15 protein-coding genes are annotated in these 15,766 nt (G+C 34.9%); 14 read left to right on the top strand and 1 reads right to left on the bottom strand.

The features are described from left to right. Positions 1-163 precede the first annotated feature (163 nt). Positions 164-841: a Crp/Fnr family transcriptional regulator gene (locus Q4566_RS00710; RefSeq protein ID WP_303418110.1), complete on the bottom strand. Its 678-nt coding sequence runs from the start codon at positions 839-841 to the stop codon at positions 164-166. A gap of 110 nt (positions 842-951) precedes the next feature. On the opposite strand from Q4566_RS00710, the gene Q4566_RS00705 reads away from it, so the two are divergent. The 14 genes from Q4566_RS00705 to Q4566_RS00640 all read left to right on the top strand — a co-directional run bounded on the left by Q4566_RS00705 (position 952) and on the right by Q4566_RS00640 (position 15,748). Next, entirely contained in the window at positions 952-3,345 is a 2,394-nt protein-coding gene (locus Q4566_RS00705; RefSeq protein ID WP_303417253.1) for a heavy metal translocating P-type ATPase metal-binding domain-containing protein, read from the top strand. Positions 3,346-3,414: 69 nt separating this feature from the next. Beyond that, positions 3,415-3,600, top strand: a complete 186-nt coding sequence (ccoS, locus tag Q4566_RS00700) for a cbb3-type cytochrome oxidase assembly protein CcoS (protein WP_303417250.1) — start codon at positions 3,415-3,417, stop codon at positions 3,598-3,600. A 9-nt stretch (positions 3,601-3,609) separates the two neighbouring features. Beyond that, positions 3,610-5,799: a cytochrome-c oxidase, cbb3-type subunit I gene (gene ccoN, locus Q4566_RS00695; RefSeq protein WP_303417248.1), complete on the top strand. Its 2,190-nt coding sequence runs from the start codon at positions 3,610-3,612 to the stop codon at positions 5,797-5,799. Between the two features lie 22 nt (positions 5,800-5,821). Further along, positions 5,822-6,010, top strand: coding sequence for a CcoQ/FixQ family Cbb3-type cytochrome c oxidase assembly chaperone (locus tag Q4566_RS00690; RefSeq protein ID WP_303417247.1), 189 nt, complete (start codon positions 5,822-5,824; stop codon positions 6,008-6,010). Next, entirely contained in the window at positions 6,007-7,014 is a 1,008-nt protein-coding gene (locus tag Q4566_RS00685; RefSeq protein ID WP_303417246.1) for a cbb3-type cytochrome c oxidase N-terminal domain-containing protein, read from the top strand. The genes Q4566_RS00690 and Q4566_RS00685 overlap by 4 nt, the downstream gene beginning before the upstream one ends. A gap of 73 nt (positions 7,015-7,087) precedes the next feature. Further along, positions 7,088-8,512 (top strand): cytochrome c oxidase accessory protein CcoG, encoded by a 1,425-nt coding sequence (gene ccoG, locus Q4566_RS00680; protein ID WP_303417245.1) that lies wholly within the window; start codon positions 7,088-7,090, stop codon positions 8,510-8,512. Positions 8,513-8,684: 172 nt separating this feature from the next. Next, positions 8,685-8,987 (top strand): nucleotidyltransferase family protein, encoded by a 303-nt coding sequence (locus tag Q4566_RS00675; RefSeq protein ID WP_303417243.1) that lies wholly within the window; start codon positions 8,685-8,687, stop codon positions 8,985-8,987. After that, positions 8,977-9,312 carry a DUF86 domain-containing protein gene (locus Q4566_RS00670; RefSeq protein WP_303417241.1) on the top strand — a complete coding sequence of 112 codons (336 nt, stop codon included), beginning with the start codon at positions 8,977-8,979 and terminating at the stop codon, positions 9,310-9,312. The genes Q4566_RS00675 and Q4566_RS00670 overlap by 11 nt, the downstream gene beginning before the upstream one ends. A 48-nt stretch (positions 9,313-9,360) precedes the next feature. Beyond that, positions 9,361-9,807: a FixH family protein gene (locus Q4566_RS00665; RefSeq protein ID WP_303417239.1), complete on the top strand. Its 447-nt coding sequence runs from the start codon at positions 9,361-9,363 to the stop codon at positions 9,805-9,807. 1 nt (position 9,808) lies between these two features. Then, positions 9,809-10,510: a sulfite exporter TauE/SafE family protein gene (locus tag Q4566_RS00660; RefSeq protein WP_303417237.1), complete on the top strand. Its 702-nt coding sequence runs from the start codon at positions 9,809-9,811 to the stop codon at positions 10,508-10,510. 137 nt (positions 10,511-10,647) lie between these two features. Continuing rightward, positions 10,648-11,322: a TetR/AcrR family transcriptional regulator gene (locus Q4566_RS00655; RefSeq protein ID WP_303417234.1), complete on the top strand. Its 675-nt coding sequence runs from the start codon at positions 10,648-10,650 to the stop codon at positions 11,320-11,322. A 2-nt stretch (positions 11,323-11,324) separates the two neighbouring features. Then, complete coding sequence (locus tag Q4566_RS00650; RefSeq protein ID WP_303417232.1) at positions 11,325-12,992, top strand: peptidase domain-containing ABC transporter; 1,668 nt, start codon at positions 11,325-11,327, stop codon at positions 12,990-12,992. Between the two features lie 3 nt (positions 12,993-12,995). Continuing rightward, on the top strand, positions 12,996-14,351 hold the full coding sequence (locus Q4566_RS00645; protein ID WP_303417230.1) for an HlyD family secretion protein: 1,356 nt from the start codon (positions 12,996-12,998) through the stop codon (positions 14,349-14,351). A 2-nt stretch (positions 14,352-14,353) separates the two neighbouring features. Then, the gene (locus Q4566_RS00640) at positions 14,354-15,748 is read left to right on the top strand and encodes a TolC family protein (protein ID WP_303417229.1); all 1,395 of its coding nucleotides are present in this window, start codon (positions 14,354-14,356) and stop codon (positions 15,746-15,748) included. The last annotated feature ends 18 nt before the right edge of the window (positions 15,749-15,766 follow it).

The following is a 15,766-nucleotide window of genomic DNA, read 5'->3' as shown; positions in this document are numbered from 1 at the left end:
CACAGATTTCACAGATTCCCACAGATTGTTATTAGACTTATTACTCCTTTCAACTGGCCAATTTTTAATTATTCCTTTTTAATTATTAATTGCCCTTTGTTTATTTGTTTAATCGTTGAACCGACAACTGAGACTGAAAACTGTAACTGAGTACTTCTAGAAATTACTCCACACGCTCCAGACCTGCGAAGTCAATAATTTTTATATACTTCCCTACGGCTTCAATTAAACCTTCTTTTTTAAACTGAGAAAGCACACGAATAGCAGATTCGGTTGCGGTTCCTACGATACCAGCATAATCTTCACGAGATAAAAGCACGCTTAAAGTATCATCAGGATTGGTTCCGAAGTTTTCATGAATATATATTAAGGTTTCCGCCAAGCGCTGACGTACTGATTTCTGCGCCATGTTCACAATAATATCGTCTGAGTCTCTTAAATCGTGCGCCATATCTTTGAGCACTTCGAATGAAAACTTAGGATTCTTCTGCAAATCGGCAAAAATTTCACTTTTAGGAATAAAGCAAACTTCCATATCATTTAAGGCCGTAGCTTGCAAGTTTGAACTCTCTTCACTAATTAAAGAACGCTGACCTAAAAGTTGCCCTTTTACAACCATTTTCACAATTTGATCCTTGCCGTTTTCACTGAGCTTAGATAGTTTACAAATGCCATCTTTTATACAATAAACACCGTTTAAAACCTCTCCTTCTTCAAAAATAACTGCTCCTTTTTTAATGGTATGCGATGTTTTGCACGAAGAAATACGCACCAACTCATCCTTAGTTAAAGCTTTTAAAGAATTAAACTGTTTAATTATACATTGTTCACACTTGCTCATACCTATTATTTTGTATTTTGTAAAAATAAATAAATCATGACAATTATCATGTGTATTGATTTGTTCATTTTTCATTTTTGTTAATTGACAAAAAAACAAGCAAAATTTTTATGGAACATAACACATGTTTCCACTGTGGGCTAGATTCAACAGCTTCGGAAATCATTTATGATGAAAAATCTTTTTGTTGTAACGGTTGTAAAACGGTATACGAGATCTTTTCGGCAAACGATTTGACTTCATATTACGATTTACAACAAGCTCCCGGTGCTACACCTATAGAAACTGAAGGCAAATACAATTTTTTAGACAATGCTAAAATTGTAGAAACCCTGCTTGAGTTTAACGATGAGCACACGCAAATTGTTACACTTTATATTCCACATATTCACTGCAGTTCTTGTATTTGGGTTCTTGAAAACTTAAACAAATTGAACCCTGGCATTACGGCTTCCATCGTTAATTTCGGAAAGAAAACAGTTCGTGTCACTTATAATTCTGAAAGTATTTCCATAAAAGCATTAGTCAAATTACTTAGCAGCATTGGTTACGAACCTTTTATCAGCCTAGATGACTATTCGGTTGGAAAAAAGAATGTAGACCGGTCGCTTATTTACAAATTAGGCGTTGCAGGTTTTGCCTTCGGAAACATCATGTTTCTATCATTTCCTGAATATTTTCAAGTCGGTGAGTTTTGGCTCGAACAGTTTAAACCATTGTTTAGATGGCTCATGTTTACCTTTTCACTGCCTGTAATTTTTTATTCGGCTCAAGATTATTTTATTTCAGCATATAAAGGTCTAAAATCAGGTATTTTAAATATTGACGTACCTATAGCTTTGGGTGCGGCCGTTTTATTTATTAGAAGTACAGCCGAAATCGTTCTAGATTTAGGAACCGGATTTTTTGATAGCCTCGCGGGATTAATATTTTTTCTTCTTCTCGGAAAATTTTTTCAGCAGAAAACCTACAGCTTTCTATCTTTTGAACGCGATTATAAATCTTATTTCCCTATCGGAATCACTAAAATAACTGCTGAAGGTGACGAAGAATCCATTCAAGTTTATGACATTCAAAAAGGTGACCGACTCCTAATTAGAAACGAAGAATTAATTCCTGTTGATTGTATTTTAATTAACGGAAGAGCTCGCATTGATTATAGTTTTGTTACCGGTGAATCTGAAGCGGTTTCAAAGCAATCTGGCGATAAATTATACGCCGGTGGCAAACAAGTTGAAGGCAGTATTGAAGTTGATGTTTTAAAAAGTGTTGAACAAAGTTATTTAACCCAGCTTTGGAGCAACGATGTGTTCAATAAAAATAAAGAAGATGCTTTTACAACTTTAACGAATACTATTAGTAAACGATTTACCATTGCTATTTTAAGCATTGCATTTGTCGCTACGGCATATTGGCTATTAAACGACAGCTCTAAAGCCTTGAATGTTTTTACTGCGGTACTTATTATTGCTTGCCCATGTGCTATTGCACTTGCAGCTCCTTTCACTCTAGGAAATATGCTTCGTATTTTTGGCAGGCAGAAATTCTATGCTAAAAACGCTTCGGTAATTGAGCAATTATCACAAATAAACACCATTATTTTTGATAAAACAGGAACGATTACGGCTAATAAAGAAACCACAATCGCCTATGAAGGTTCAAAATTATCAACAAATGAAGAGGCTTTTCTAAAAAGCACCTTAAGAAACTCTAATCACCCCTTAAGCAGATCACTTTATGCGCTTTTAAACAAACATGATATTGTTACCATTGAAAACTACGAAGAACATATTGGTAAAGGTATTGAAGCGCAATCTAATCAAGATTCGATAAAAATTGGTTCTGGCGCTTTTGTTGGTTATACTTCAGAAACAGAAACCTTAAACACGGCGGTACATGTAAGCACAAACAATCAATATAAAGGCCGATTTACTTTTTATAACCGCTACCGCAAAGGCCTTTCTAAACTTTTTAATCAGTTAAAAAAGGAGTACGATTTAGTTATTCTTTCAGGGGACAATTCTGGAGAACAAGAAAACCTCACCAAATTACTTCCTGCAAAAACGAAGTTGCTTTTTAATCAGAAACCAGAAGATAAACTGGAATACATTAAGCATCATCAAACTTCAGGCGCCAAGGTCTTAATGATAGGCGACGGACTAAACGATGCTGGTGCTTTAGCACAAAGTGATGTAGGTATTGCCATTTCTGAAAATGTGAATGTTTTTTCTCCGGCTTGCGACGCTATTTTAGATGCTTCTAGCTTTAATCAGCTATACAACTTCATAAAAGCCTCAAAATCGGCTATTAAAATCATAAAATGGAGCTTTGCTTTATCGTTAATTTATAACTGCATCGGACTCTATTTTGCAGTTACAGGCCAATTAGCACCAGTAATTGCAGCCATTTTAATGCCTTTAAGTTCCATAAGCATTGTTGTATTTACGACAATTAGCACTAACTTCGTAGGAAAAAAAATTCGTGATAAGGTTGAAAAAACATGATAAATGTCATATTTTAGAATGCCGTATCAAAATATATTTGAACACTAAACAACAATTCAGAACTACCAAATGAGTGTGATATACATCTTATTAGCAATCAGCATCATAGTTGCCGTTGGCTTCTTTATTGCCTTTGTAGTCGCAGTAAGAAGCGGACAATATGACGATAGCTATACCCCTTCTGTTCGTATGTTGTTTGAAGACGAACTCGTAAAAGAAAAACCCAAAAAATCAATTCTAACCAAAAAAGACTAATTCTCAACTATGGAAATGCAACAGTTTCATTACGATAATAAAATCGTAACCAAATTTATCTACGCTACAATAGTTTTTGGTGTGGTGGGCATGGCAGTAGGTTTACTACTTGCCTTTTTGTTTTTATTCCCAAATCTAACCGATGGCATTTCATGGCTTAGTTTTGGGCGATTAAGACCATTACACACCAACGCCGTTATTTTTGCCTTCGTAGGTAATGCCATGTTTGCGGGTATTTATTATTCCCTGCAGCGTTTGCTAAAAGCACGTATGGCTAGTGATTTACTAAGTAATATTAACTTCTGGGGTTGGCAACTTATAATAGTTTCTGCCGTTATTTCACTTCCTTTAGGTTACACCTCTTCAAAAGAATACGCCGAATTAGAATGGCCTATTGATATCGCTATTGCCGTAATTTGGGTCGTTTTTGGTATTAATATGATTTGGACGATTTTAAAACGTAGACAACGTCATTTATACGTAGCTATCTGGTTCTATATTGCCACTTTTGTTACCGTTGCGGTACTTCATATTTTCAACAGTTTAGAATTGCCAGTGAGTGCGATGAAAAGTTACTCGGTATACGCAGGAGTTCAAGATGCCTTAGTACAATGGTGGTATGGACACAACGCTGTGGCCTTCTTTTTAACCACACCGTTTTTAGGATTGATGTATTACTTCGTACCCAAAGCAGCAAACAGACCTGTTTATTCTTACAGACTTTCTATTGTACACTTTTGGTCGTTAATCTTTATCTATATCTGGGCAGGACCGCACCACTTATTATATACCGCTTTACCAGAATGGGCACAAAATTTAGGTGTCGCCTTCTCTATCATGTTATTAATGCCTTCTTGGGGTGGTATGATAAACGGACTCCTAACTCTTCGTGGTGCTTGGGATAAAGTTCGTACCGATCCTGTTTTAAAATTTTTAGTTGTTGCCATTACAGGTTATGGTATGGCTACTTTTGAAGGTCCAATGTTATCATTAAAAAACGTAAATGCTGTTGCCCACTTTACCGATTGGATCATTGCTCACGTACACGTTGGTGCTTTAGCATGGAACGGATTTATGGCCTTTGGAATTATTTACTATTTAATTCCGAGGTTATTTAAAACAAAATTATATTCTTTGGCCTTAGCTAATTTACACTTTTGGTTAGGCACTTTAGGGATTATCATGTACGCCTTACCATTATATGTTGCTGGATTTACGCAATACTCCATGTGGCAACAATTTAATCCAGACGGTACTTTAGTTTACGGAAACTTTCTAGAAACCGTAACGGAAATCATGCCAATGTACTGGATGCGTGCTATTGGAGGATCCTTATATATCATAGGAATGTTCGTTTTAGTTTATAACGTGATTGCCACGGTTAAACAAGGAACACCTGTTGAAGACGAATTGGCTGAAGCTGCGGCTTTAGAAAAAGTAACAAACAAACGTACTGCTTCTGAAGGATGGCATACCTGGTTAGAGCGTAGACCAATTCAATTAACCATTTTAGCAACTGTTGCTATACTAATTGGTGGTGTCATCCAGATTGTACCAACCATTATGGTAAAATCGAATATTCCAACCATTGCTAGTGTAAAACCATACACACCTTTAGAATTAGAAGGTCGTGATATTTACATTAGAGAAGGTTGTGTTGGATGTCACTCACAAATGATTAGACCTTTTAGACATGAGGTTGAACGTTACGGCGAGTACTCTAAAGCTGGGGAATATGTTTACGATCATCCATTTTTATGGGGTAGTAAACGTACCGGGCCAGACTTACACCGTGTGGGACAGAAATATTCAGACAACTGGCACTTTAACCACATGTACGATCCGCAAAGTACCTCTTCGGGTTCTATCATGCCGCGTTACCCATGGTTAATTACTGGAGAAAGTAGCCGATTAGACAAATCGATGACTGAAGCTAAAATGGAAGCCATGGTAAGCCTAGGTGTTCCTTATACAGATGAAGAAATCGCCAATGCACAGCAAAGTATGGATGCTCAAGGTGCTCAAATTGAGAAGAATTTATATTCAGATCCTGATTTTGTAGCTGCATATGAATCTGATAAAAAGGCAGCTGCTGCAAACGGTGAAGATTTCATTGAAATGAAAGACAGAGAAATCGTTGCAATAATTGCTTATTTACAGCGATTAGGAACAGATATTAAAGTGGAAACCGCACAATAATAACCACCTAAAAACTGCAAACATGTTAAAATATATAAAAAACCACATGGAGAGTATCGCTGGGATAGAAATATACCCGATCATCTCCTTATTAATCTTTTTCATCTTTTTTGTAGCCTTATTTTGGTGGGTAGTTACCGCTAAAAAAGATTACATCGATAGAGTAAGTAATTTACCATTAGACAACCACCAAAACGACGACATATCATGAGAAACTTAATTCCATCTTGGATTCGTGTTCCGGTCCTGTTTTTTATCATTCTAGGAACGGTCGAATTTTTTGTAGATTCTGGAAATCAACCCGCTTTTGTAAAATATCCAGCCGTATTGCTGTTCTTACTATTAGTGCTATTTATTTTAATTTCTATCGAAGGTATTGTTGGTTCTCTAGAAAATGTCATGTTTCAAAAATTAGATCCTGAAGCAAAAGCAAAGTTTATTGCCGACAGAAATAAATCAGTACAACTGGATTGGTTAAAGAAAACCTACATTAAATTATTAGGATCTAAACCTCTCGAAAAAGAAGACGAAATCATTTTAGACCATAGTTATGATGGTATAAAAGAATTAGACAACGACTTACCGCCCTGGTGGAAATATGCTTTTTACATCTCCATTGTATTCGCTGTCGTTTACCTTTTAAGATTTGAAGTTTTTAGCGGTCAAAATCAAATTGAAGAGTTTGACACTGAACTTGCTGAAGCTAAAGTAGCGATAGACGCTTATAAGAAAACAGCTAAAGGATTGGTAGATGTTAATTCGGTAACGCAATTAACAGAAACAGCCGATTTAGCTGCGGGTAAAAACATATTCAACACCAACTGTGTGGCCTGTCATATGGCTGACGGTGGCGGTGGTATTGGTCCGAATTTAACAGACACGCACTGGATTTTAGGCGGGGATATTAAAAGTATTTTCCATACGGTTTCGGAAGGTGGTCGTTCAGGAAAAGGGATGATTGCTTGGAAAGCACAATTAAAACCTTTAGAGATTGCACAGGTTGCAAGTTACGTTATGACGTTTCAAGGCACAACACCTGCAAATCCTAAAGCTGCTGAAGGTGACATTATCGTAGATCCCAATGCAGGTACTGAAGGTTCTGAAGCAACAACTGATGCTGATGCCGTAACTACTGAATCAACAGAAGAAACTGCTGAAACACAAATAGACACGACATTACAAGCAGAAACACCTGCTGAAGATATAAACGAATAAGACTAGATTATCACACATTAAACTAAATTGACCTCTTGAGTTACCAGCTCAAGGGGTCTAAATTCAAAAAATATTGGAAACACCGGACAACGAAACATTTAGAGATTCTATTGGTACGGTTACCAAAGACGGAAAGCGCGCCTGGGTATTTCCTAAAAAACCTAGCGGAAGATTATACAAATACCGCAAATACGTTAGCTACCTATTATTAGCATTCCTATTAACTGCACCTTTTATAAAAGTAAACGGCAATCAGTTTTTAATGTTCAATGTACTAGAACGTCGTTTTAATATATTCGGATTCCCTTTCTGGCCTCAAGATTTTTATTTATTTGTAATTTCCATGCTTATTGGCGTTATTTTTATTGCGCTTTTTACTGTAGCTTTTGGTAGAATATTTTGTGGATGGATTTGTCCGCAAACCATTTTCATGGAAATGGTATTCCGTCGTATTGAGTATTGGATTGAAGGCGATCGCGGCAAACAAATGCGTTTAGCGAAACAACCTTGGAACGCCGAAAAAATAAGAAAAAAAGGACTAAAACTCTTCATATTTTTACTCATCTCATTCATAATAGCAAACGTCTTTCTTGCTTATTTGATAGGCAGTGATAAACTCATACAATACATAAAAGATGGCCCGAGTAATCATTTGAGCACCCTAGTTTCACTCGTAATTTTTACAGCCGTTTTTTACTTTGTTTTCGCCTGGTTTAGAGAGCAAGTCTGTATAATCGCTTGTCCTTACGGAAGGCTACAAGGCGTGCTTCTAGATACAAAATCGATTGTTGTTGCCTACGACCACAAAAGAGGTGAAGCCGAAAATGGACGAAAAAAGTACAAGAAAAACGAAGACCGCGAGGCTCTTGGCCATGGTGATTGTATTGATTGTAAGCAATGTGTAAATGTTTGTCCTACAGGAATAGACATTCGTAACGGGACACAATTAGAATGCGTAAACTGTACCGCCTGTATTGATGAATGCGACCATATTATGGAAAGCATCAACTTACCAAAAGGTTTGATACGTTACGCTAGTGAGGAAGAAATTGAAAAGAAAGCCAAGTTTAAATTCACACCTCGTTTAAAAGGTTACACCGCCGTTTTAGTTATTCTTACTGGATTATTAACCGGTATGTTGTTCTTAAGAAACGATATTGAAGCGAATGTTTTAAGACTTCCGGGGCAACTTTATGAGCACAAAGACAACAACATTATTAGTAATGTATTTACTTATAAATTGGTAAATAAAACCACACGCGATTTTGATGATGTCACGCTTAAATTACTATCACATAAAGGCATGCTTAAAATTGTTGCGACTAATGATAAACTTCATGTGCCAAGTCAAGGCTTAGCAGAGGGTACTTTATTTGTTGAAATTAATAATTCGGCATTATCAGGTGACCGAAATAAAATAGAAATTGGCGTTTACGAAGGTGATAACTTGATTGAAACGACTGCCGCTAACTTTTTGGGGCCTCGAAGTTTTAAATAGTTAATGAATAATTAAAAATTAAAAAGGAATAGTTCTCAGACCTTATCGCTAAAACATGAAAAAAATTATAATATATTCTTATACCCGATTTAATATCTCGCAAAAAATTTATTGAAACAAAACAAGATTCATGTAAAATCAAACACACTAGAAATTTGACTATTTTTGAAATATGAATATAAATGACAAAAATATATATCGGATTAAAAAACTTTGTGAACAATACAAAGTTAGAAGCTTCGCTGCTTTTGGATCTGTAACTAGAGATGATTTTAACGATGAATCAGATTATGATTTTGTTGTAGATTTTGATGAAAATGACCCATTTGAATACACTAATTTATACTTTGAACTGAAAGACAAACTAGAAAAATTATTAAAACGTCAGATTGACCTCATTGAACACCGTGCCATAAAAAATAAATATTTCAAAAAGGAACTTGATGAAACAAAAATCCTGATTTATGGACAATAGAATTAATTCATGGCTTGAGGATGTCGAAAGGTCGATTGATGAAATTTATGATTTCTTACCTGAGAATCTTGATTTTTCTGAGTACCAAAAAGATTTAAAAACAAAAAAAGCAATTGAACGAAATATTGAAATAATAGGAGAAGCGATTAACAGAATTTTAAAATATAAACATTCAGGTATCACTATTAAAAATGCAAAAAAAATAATTGGAACAAGAAACCGAATCGCTCATGAATATGATAGTATTTCAGATGAGGTAATTTGGACAATCATTTTAAAAGAACTTCCCAACTTAAGGAAGGAAATTATTGCATTAAAAAAATAAAACACAGATTCCCGTTTTCACGGGAATTAAAAAAACACAAAAATAGCAATGAAAATAAACTGGGGTACAAGCATAGTATTAGCGTTTGTGGGATTTATTTCCTTCATCATGTATTTTATTATCACCATGAATGTGGATAAAGCATACGATCATGAGTTGGTAACAGAAGATTATTATGGTGTAGAATTAGCCTACCAAAATGATATTGACAGACTAAACAATGCCAATACGCTTTCAGAAAATGTTAGCTATAAGAAAACCAAAGACGGTCTAGTTATTACTTTTCCAAAGGGTCTAGACTACAAAACCATTGAAGGCAAAGTAATTTTATACAGACCATCAAGTAAAAAATTAGATTTTGAAACCCCTATTTCACTAACTGATTCTGAATTACTTATCAAAGACAAACGCTTACTTGATGGCCGTTGGGATCTTAGAATAGAATGGGAATACCAAGGAAAACCATATTTGTTTAAGGAAGAAATACACCTTTAACATGCTCGTTTCGGCATTCATATTAGGCTTATTAGGCAGTTTTCATTGTGTGGGTATGTGCGGCCCCATTGCCTTTATGCTTCCTGTTGATCGCTCGAATCAAATAAAAAAAGTATCGCAAATATTTATTTACCACTTAGGGCGCTTACTCGCCTATAGTATCATTGGTTTAGTTTTTGGTTTTATAGGGAAGCAATTGTACTTGTTCGGTTTTCAGCAGCAGCTCTCTATCATTATTGGAATTTTAATGATTCTTATGGTTTTAATTCCGCAGAAAACCTTTAATAAATACAATTTCTCTAAGCCTATTTACAAAGTCATTTCTAAAGTGAAATCAGCTTTAGGAAAAGCCCTTAAGAAGAAGACCTACGATACCTTTTTAACGATTGGTTTTTTAAATGGTTTTTTACCGTGCGGATTAGTTTATATGGCCGTTTTTGCCGCTATTGCTAGTGGAAATACACTTTCTGGAAGCTTATATATGGCCGTTTTTGGTTTAGGCACCATTCCTTTAATGACCACTGCTATTTATTTTAGTCAGTTTTTAAAAGGCACAGCCAGACAACGCATTCAAAATTTAATTCCTGTATTTATAGTTATTATTGGTGCATTATTCATCGTCCGCGGTTTAGGTTTAGGCATCCCATACCTCTCTCCTGCTCCAGTTTACGATACCATTTCAACAGAAATTGATTGCCATTAACACCCTTTTTTAAAGTCAATTTTTGATTTTAAAATTTCATCCACATAGATTTTATTGATTACTTATAAAAAGAAATAATAGCGTTGATTTCACCCTTAATAGTTTTACTATTACATTTGAAATCAAATTAGTTACTGATGCGTAATTTACTTTCAAATCTTAAAATTTCAGTTCCTGACATCATTTACGTTAAAGATCCCGAATCTTCAACCTTAGGCAAACGCATCATTGAAAACAGCATTATTTTAATTAATGAAATTGGTTTTGAATCTTTTACGTTTAAAAAACTAGGGATTAAAATAGGTTCTAATGAAAGTTCTATTTATCGTTATTTCGAAAATAAGCATAAATTATTATTGTATCTATCGTCTTGGTATTGGGCTTGGTTAGAGTATCAAATGGTGTTTGAAACCTACAGTATTCATGACAAAAAAGAAAAACTAGAAAAAGCGATTTATATTTTATGCAGAACCACCAAAGAAGATTCAAATTTTTCACATATCAATGAAGTTATTTTAAATAACATTATTATTAACGAAAATTCAAAATCCTTTTTAACCAAAGAAGTTGACCAAGAAAACAAGGCTGGTTACTTTGTAATTTACAAACGTTTGATCGCACGATTAAGTGATATGATTACTGAAGCCGCCCCAGATTACGCCTTTGCATCTTCGTTAGCAAGTACCATTATTGAAGGCAGTTTACATCAGCATTTTCTAAAAGATCATTTACCAAAAATGACTAATTGCAATGAAAACATATTACCTTCATGTTTCTTTATTAACCTAACATTAAACACCTTAAAACTATAACAATGGCGGAACCAACAATGACACCATGGCAACGTTTTCTAGGACTAATAGAGCTTGAAAAAAGAGATATTTTACAAATATTCTATTATGCTATATTTTCGGGTGTTATTTCCTTAACGCTCCCTCTAGGAATCCAGGCCATTATCAACCTAATTCAAGGTGCCCAGGTATCTACATCATGGATTGTACTAGTTGTTTTAGTAACTGTTGGTGTGGCTTTCGCTGGCGGCTTACAAATTATGCAATTACGTATTTTAGAAACCATTCAGCAGCGCGTTTTTATGCGCTCATCGTTTGAGTTAAGCTACCGGTTTCCAAAAATAAAAATGGCAGAACTTCGTAATTATCATCCACCAGAATTAGCAAATCGCTTTTTTGATACCATAACATTTCAAAAAAGTTTATCAAAAATTCTTATTGATGTTCCTACAGCTGTTTTACAAACCATTTTTGCTTTAATTCTACTTTCTTTTTACCATTCATTCTTTATTATTTTTGGTGTTTTACTACTGATTCTAATATTTGTTATTTTCAAGTTTACAGCAGAAAAAGGACTGAACACCAGTTTAAAAGAATCTAAAAACAAATATAAAGTTGCGCACTGGATTCAAGAGATTGCCAGAACGGTAACCAGTTTTAAACTGTCTGGAAGCACGAGTTTAGGCTTGAGTAAAAATGATGAATTGGTTAGTGAGTATTTAAAATCGAGAGAAAGTCACTTTAAAATACTCATGTTACAATTTATTCAAATGATAAGCTTTAAAGTGATTGTTACCGCCAGTCTTTTACTTATCGGCGGTGCTTTGGTTTTAAATCAGGAAATGAATATTGGTCAGTTTGTAGCTGCAGAAATCATCATTTTATTGATTATAGGTTCAGTTGAAAAATTGATCCTTGGCTTGGAATCCTTTTACGATGCCCTAACTTCAATAGAGAAAATAGGTCAAATCGTTGATAAAGAAATGGAAAGTCAAGAAGGCGATATGCCCGTTTTTAAAAATGGCTTAACCATTGAATTAGACCAAGTTTCTTATTCAGTTTCCGATAAAAGTAAACCCATTTTAAACAACATTTCTTTAAAAATCAAAAAAGATAGTCGTATTCTCATAACTGGCGAAAGCGGAAGCGGAAAATCAACATTATTACGACTTATTGCAGGTGTAAATGAAGCCACTTCTGGTGCGGTATATGTAAACGACATGTCGATAAGCAGTTTAAATTTGAACCATTTCCGTTCTCAAGTTGGCGTTTCCTTTTCTGAAGAAACTCCTTTTGACGGCAGTATTAGAGAGAATTTAACTTTTGGAAATCCAGCGATAACCGACGAAAAAATATTTGAGATTATCGACAAAGTAGGTTTGAGATCATTTATTAAAGAACAACCACAAGGTTTGAATACCATCATTCAAGCGGAAGGCAATCAATTGTCATTTACTGTTTCGAAGAAAATTATTTTAGCGCGAGCAGTTTTAAAGTCTCCAAAAATATTAATTCTTGAAAAACCTTTAAACAAGTCCTCCAAAGAAGAATCCTTAGAAATTATAGAGTTTTTAACTAACAAGTCAAATCCATGGTCGGTAATCGTGATTAGCAATGATAAAAACTGGGCGGAAAACTGTACTGAACTATTGACTTTAGAAAATGGTAACGCAACCCTTCAAAACCTATAAATCATGCTAAATATATCTAATAATAAATTAAACAAAAAGGTAGATTTAACACGTTATAAGTCTAGCAAGGACATTTTCAATAAAGACTATTATAAGCAATTCAACAAGTTTTTAATAGCACTTGCCATAATTATAGTGATTATACTTTTTCTGCCGTGGACTCAAAACATTACGGGAAACGGTACGGTAACCACCTTAAAACCAAACCAGCGACCGCAACATATCATGTCGCAAATTCCTGGACGCATTGAAGAATGGTTTGTACAAGAAGGCGACTATGTAAAAAAAGGAGATACAATTCTTAGAATTTCTGAAGTGAAAAGTGACTACTTTGATGATAAATTGGTGGAAAGAACAAACCAACAGATAGAAGCAAAAACATCATCGGTAAATGCTTATGAAGGCAAAGTGAATGCATTAAATAGACAAATTGGCGCCATACTTAACGAGCAAAAATTAAAGTTTAAACAAACTGAAAATAAATTAATCCAGGCGAAATTAAAGGTAAAAAGTGATAGCATTGATTTAGAAGCTGCCAAAACCAATTTAACCATCGCCGAACGTCAATTTGAACGTATTGAAACACTTCAAGAAGAAGGTTTAAAAGCTGTGAAGGATGTTGAGGAAAAACGATTGAAACTACAGGAAACTCAGGCGAAATTAATTTCACAAGAAAACAAATATATCGCCAGCCAAAACGAAGTTTTAAATGCGCAACTTGAACTTTCAAGAATTAGTGCTTCTTATGCCGATAAAATCTCTAAAGCACAAAGTGATATGTATACGGCGCAATCTAGCGGATTTGACGCTCAAGCTCAAGTTACTAAGCTTGAAAACGCACATTCCAACTACAAAATTCGTAACAGTTTGCTATTTGTAACCGCTCCCCAAGACGGCTATATAAACAGAGCGTATACAGGAGGTATTGGTGTTACATTTAAAGAAGGCCAAGACTTGGTAAGTATCATGCCTGCACAATATGATTTAGCCGTTGAAACCTATGCGAGCCCAATCGATTTACCATTGCTTCATATCGGCGAAAAAGTACGAGTACAATTTGACGGCTGGCCAGCCATAGTTTTTAGCGGATGGCCAAACGCATCTTACGGAACATACGGCGCTAGAGTTGTAGCTATTGAAAACTTTATAAGCACCAACGGTAAATACCGTGTATTACTGGCTCCCGACGAAGAAGATTACAAATGGCCTGAAGCCATTAGAGTGGGGTCTGGAGCACGTACCATTGCTTTACTAGAAGATGTGCCAATTTGGTTCGAATTGTGGCGACAAATCAATAGTTTCCCTCCTAATTACTACCAACCTAATAAAAACCAAAAAGACGCCTCTAAAAAAACATAAAAATGAAAGCATTATTTTTTCATATCATATTGTTTACTAGCGCTTTGCTCCATGCTCAAGACAGCACAAAAGTGATTAGCCTACCTGAATATTTAGGTTTTGTAAAATCGTTTCACCCCGTTGTTAAACAAGCCAATCTGGTTATTAATGAAAGTGAAGCGAAATTAATGAAAGCTAGAGGTGCCTTTGACCCTAAACTGGAAGTAGATTACGGAAGAAAAAAGTTTAAAGACACCGAATATTATGATAAGCTAAATGCAGCTTTTAAGATACCAACTTGGTATGGCATTGAACTAAAGGGTAATTTTGAAGAAAATACGGGCTATTATTTGAACCCTGAAAACAACACCCCTGACGACGGATTATATAGCGTTGGAGTCTCCGTCTCTGTTGCAAAAGGTTTGCTTATCAATAAGCGTATGGCCATGCTAAAACAATCTAAATTATTTGTAAACCAAGCCAAAGCCGACAGGCAATTACTAGTCAACAATATTCTTTACGAAGCCACCATAAGTTATTTTAACTGGCTTAAAACCTACAATGAAAAACAAGTTTACGAAGATTTTTTAGAGAATGCTCAAATACGTTTTAACGGTGTAAAAAAGAGTTATGAAGTTGGCGACGTACCAGCAATTGATACTTTAGAAGCTAGAATTGCACTTAACAACAGAAAATTAAATTTAGAGAAATCACGGGTTAAATACATGAAATCGTCATTAGAGCTCTCTAATTATTTATGGCTGAATGAAAACACGCCTATTGAAATAAAAGAGGACATTACCCCAGACACAAATACTTTAAACACGATTGACAACACCCTGAACACCTCGGTTTTAGATATTGAAAATTTTGACTTTGACGAACATCCAAAACTACAATCTTTAGACTACAAATACCAAAGTTTAAACGTAGAAAAACGATTAAAAACTAATAACTTACTACCACAAATAGATTTGCAGTACAATTTCTTATCGCAAACACCAGGTGTAGCACGGTCGTTTAGTACTTCAGACTACAAAAGTGGTGTTAATATTAGTTTTCCTTTGTTTTTAAGAAAGGAACGTGCCGATCTCAAGCTTGCTAAGCTAAAAATAATGGATACTAAATTTGAAATACAAACCACGAAAGTTTCATTAAAGAATAAAGTAAATGCCATTAACCAAGAGTTAACCTCTTTCAGTTTACAAAACAAATACACCGCCGAAATTGTAAACGACTATAATAAAATGCTTGAAGCAGAAGAGCGTAAATTCTTTTTAGGTGAAAGTTCACTCTTTTTAGTAAACTCCAGAGAATCAAAACTTATTGATGCCAAACTAAAAGCCATTGCTTTAGAAAATGATTTTTTTAAAACTAAAGCCAACTTATTTAATATAATTGCAGCATCTATTTTATAAAAAAAAGCAGCTAAAAAT

This window comes from Tamlana sp. 2_MG-2023 (assembly GCF_030548465.1).
Lineage (GTDB): Bacteria > Bacteroidota > Bacteroidia > Flavobacteriales > Flavobacteriaceae > Pseudotamlana.
The sequence above is the reverse complement of the archived record's forward strand: the minus strand, read 5'-3'. Positions and strand labels throughout refer to the sequence as shown.

Excerpts from the sequence above, each read along its gene's own strand:
- Q4566_RS00710 (WP_303418110.1), bottom strand. The coding sequence starts at position 841 with ATGAGCAAGTGTGAACAATGTATAATTAAACAGTTTAATTCTTTAAAA.
- Q4566_RS00705 (WP_303417253.1), top strand. The coding sequence starts at position 952 with ATGGAACATAACACATGTTTCCACTGTGGGCTAGATTCAACAGCTTCG.
- ccoS (WP_303417250.1), top strand. The coding sequence starts at position 3,415 with ATGAGTGTGATATACATCTTATTAGCAATCAGCATCATAGTTGCCGTT.
- ccoN (WP_303417248.1), top strand. The coding sequence starts at position 3,610 with ATGGAAATGCAACAGTTTCATTACGATAATAAAATCGTAACCAAATTT.
- Q4566_RS00690 (WP_303417247.1), top strand. The coding sequence starts at position 5,822 with ATGTTAAAATATATAAAAAACCACATGGAGAGTATCGCTGGGATAGAA.
- Q4566_RS00685 (WP_303417246.1), top strand. The coding sequence starts at position 6,007 with ATGAGAAACTTAATTCCATCTTGGATTCGTGTTCCGGTCCTGTTTTTT.
- Q4566_RS00675 (WP_303417243.1), top strand. The coding sequence starts at position 8,685 with ATGAATATAAATGACAAAAATATATATCGGATTAAAAAACTTTGTGAA.
- Q4566_RS00670 (WP_303417241.1), top strand. The coding sequence starts at position 8,977 with ATGGACAATAGAATTAATTCATGGCTTGAGGATGTCGAAAGGTCGATT.
- Q4566_RS00665 (WP_303417239.1), top strand. The coding sequence starts at position 9,361 with ATGAAAATAAACTGGGGTACAAGCATAGTATTAGCGTTTGTGGGATTT.
- Q4566_RS00660 (WP_303417237.1), top strand. The coding sequence starts at position 9,809 with ATGCTCGTTTCGGCATTCATATTAGGCTTATTAGGCAGTTTTCATTGT.
- Q4566_RS00655 (WP_303417234.1), top strand. The coding sequence starts at position 10,648 with ATGCGTAATTTACTTTCAAATCTTAAAATTTCAGTTCCTGACATCATT.
- Q4566_RS00650 (WP_303417232.1), top strand. The coding sequence starts at position 11,325 with ATGGCGGAACCAACAATGACACCATGGCAACGTTTTCTAGGACTAATA.
- Q4566_RS00645 (WP_303417230.1), top strand. The coding sequence starts at position 12,996 with ATGCTAAATATATCTAATAATAAATTAAACAAAAAGGTAGATTTAACA.
- Q4566_RS00640 (WP_303417229.1), top strand. The coding sequence starts at position 14,354 with ATGAAAGCATTATTTTTTCATATCATATTGTTTACTAGCGCTTTGCTC.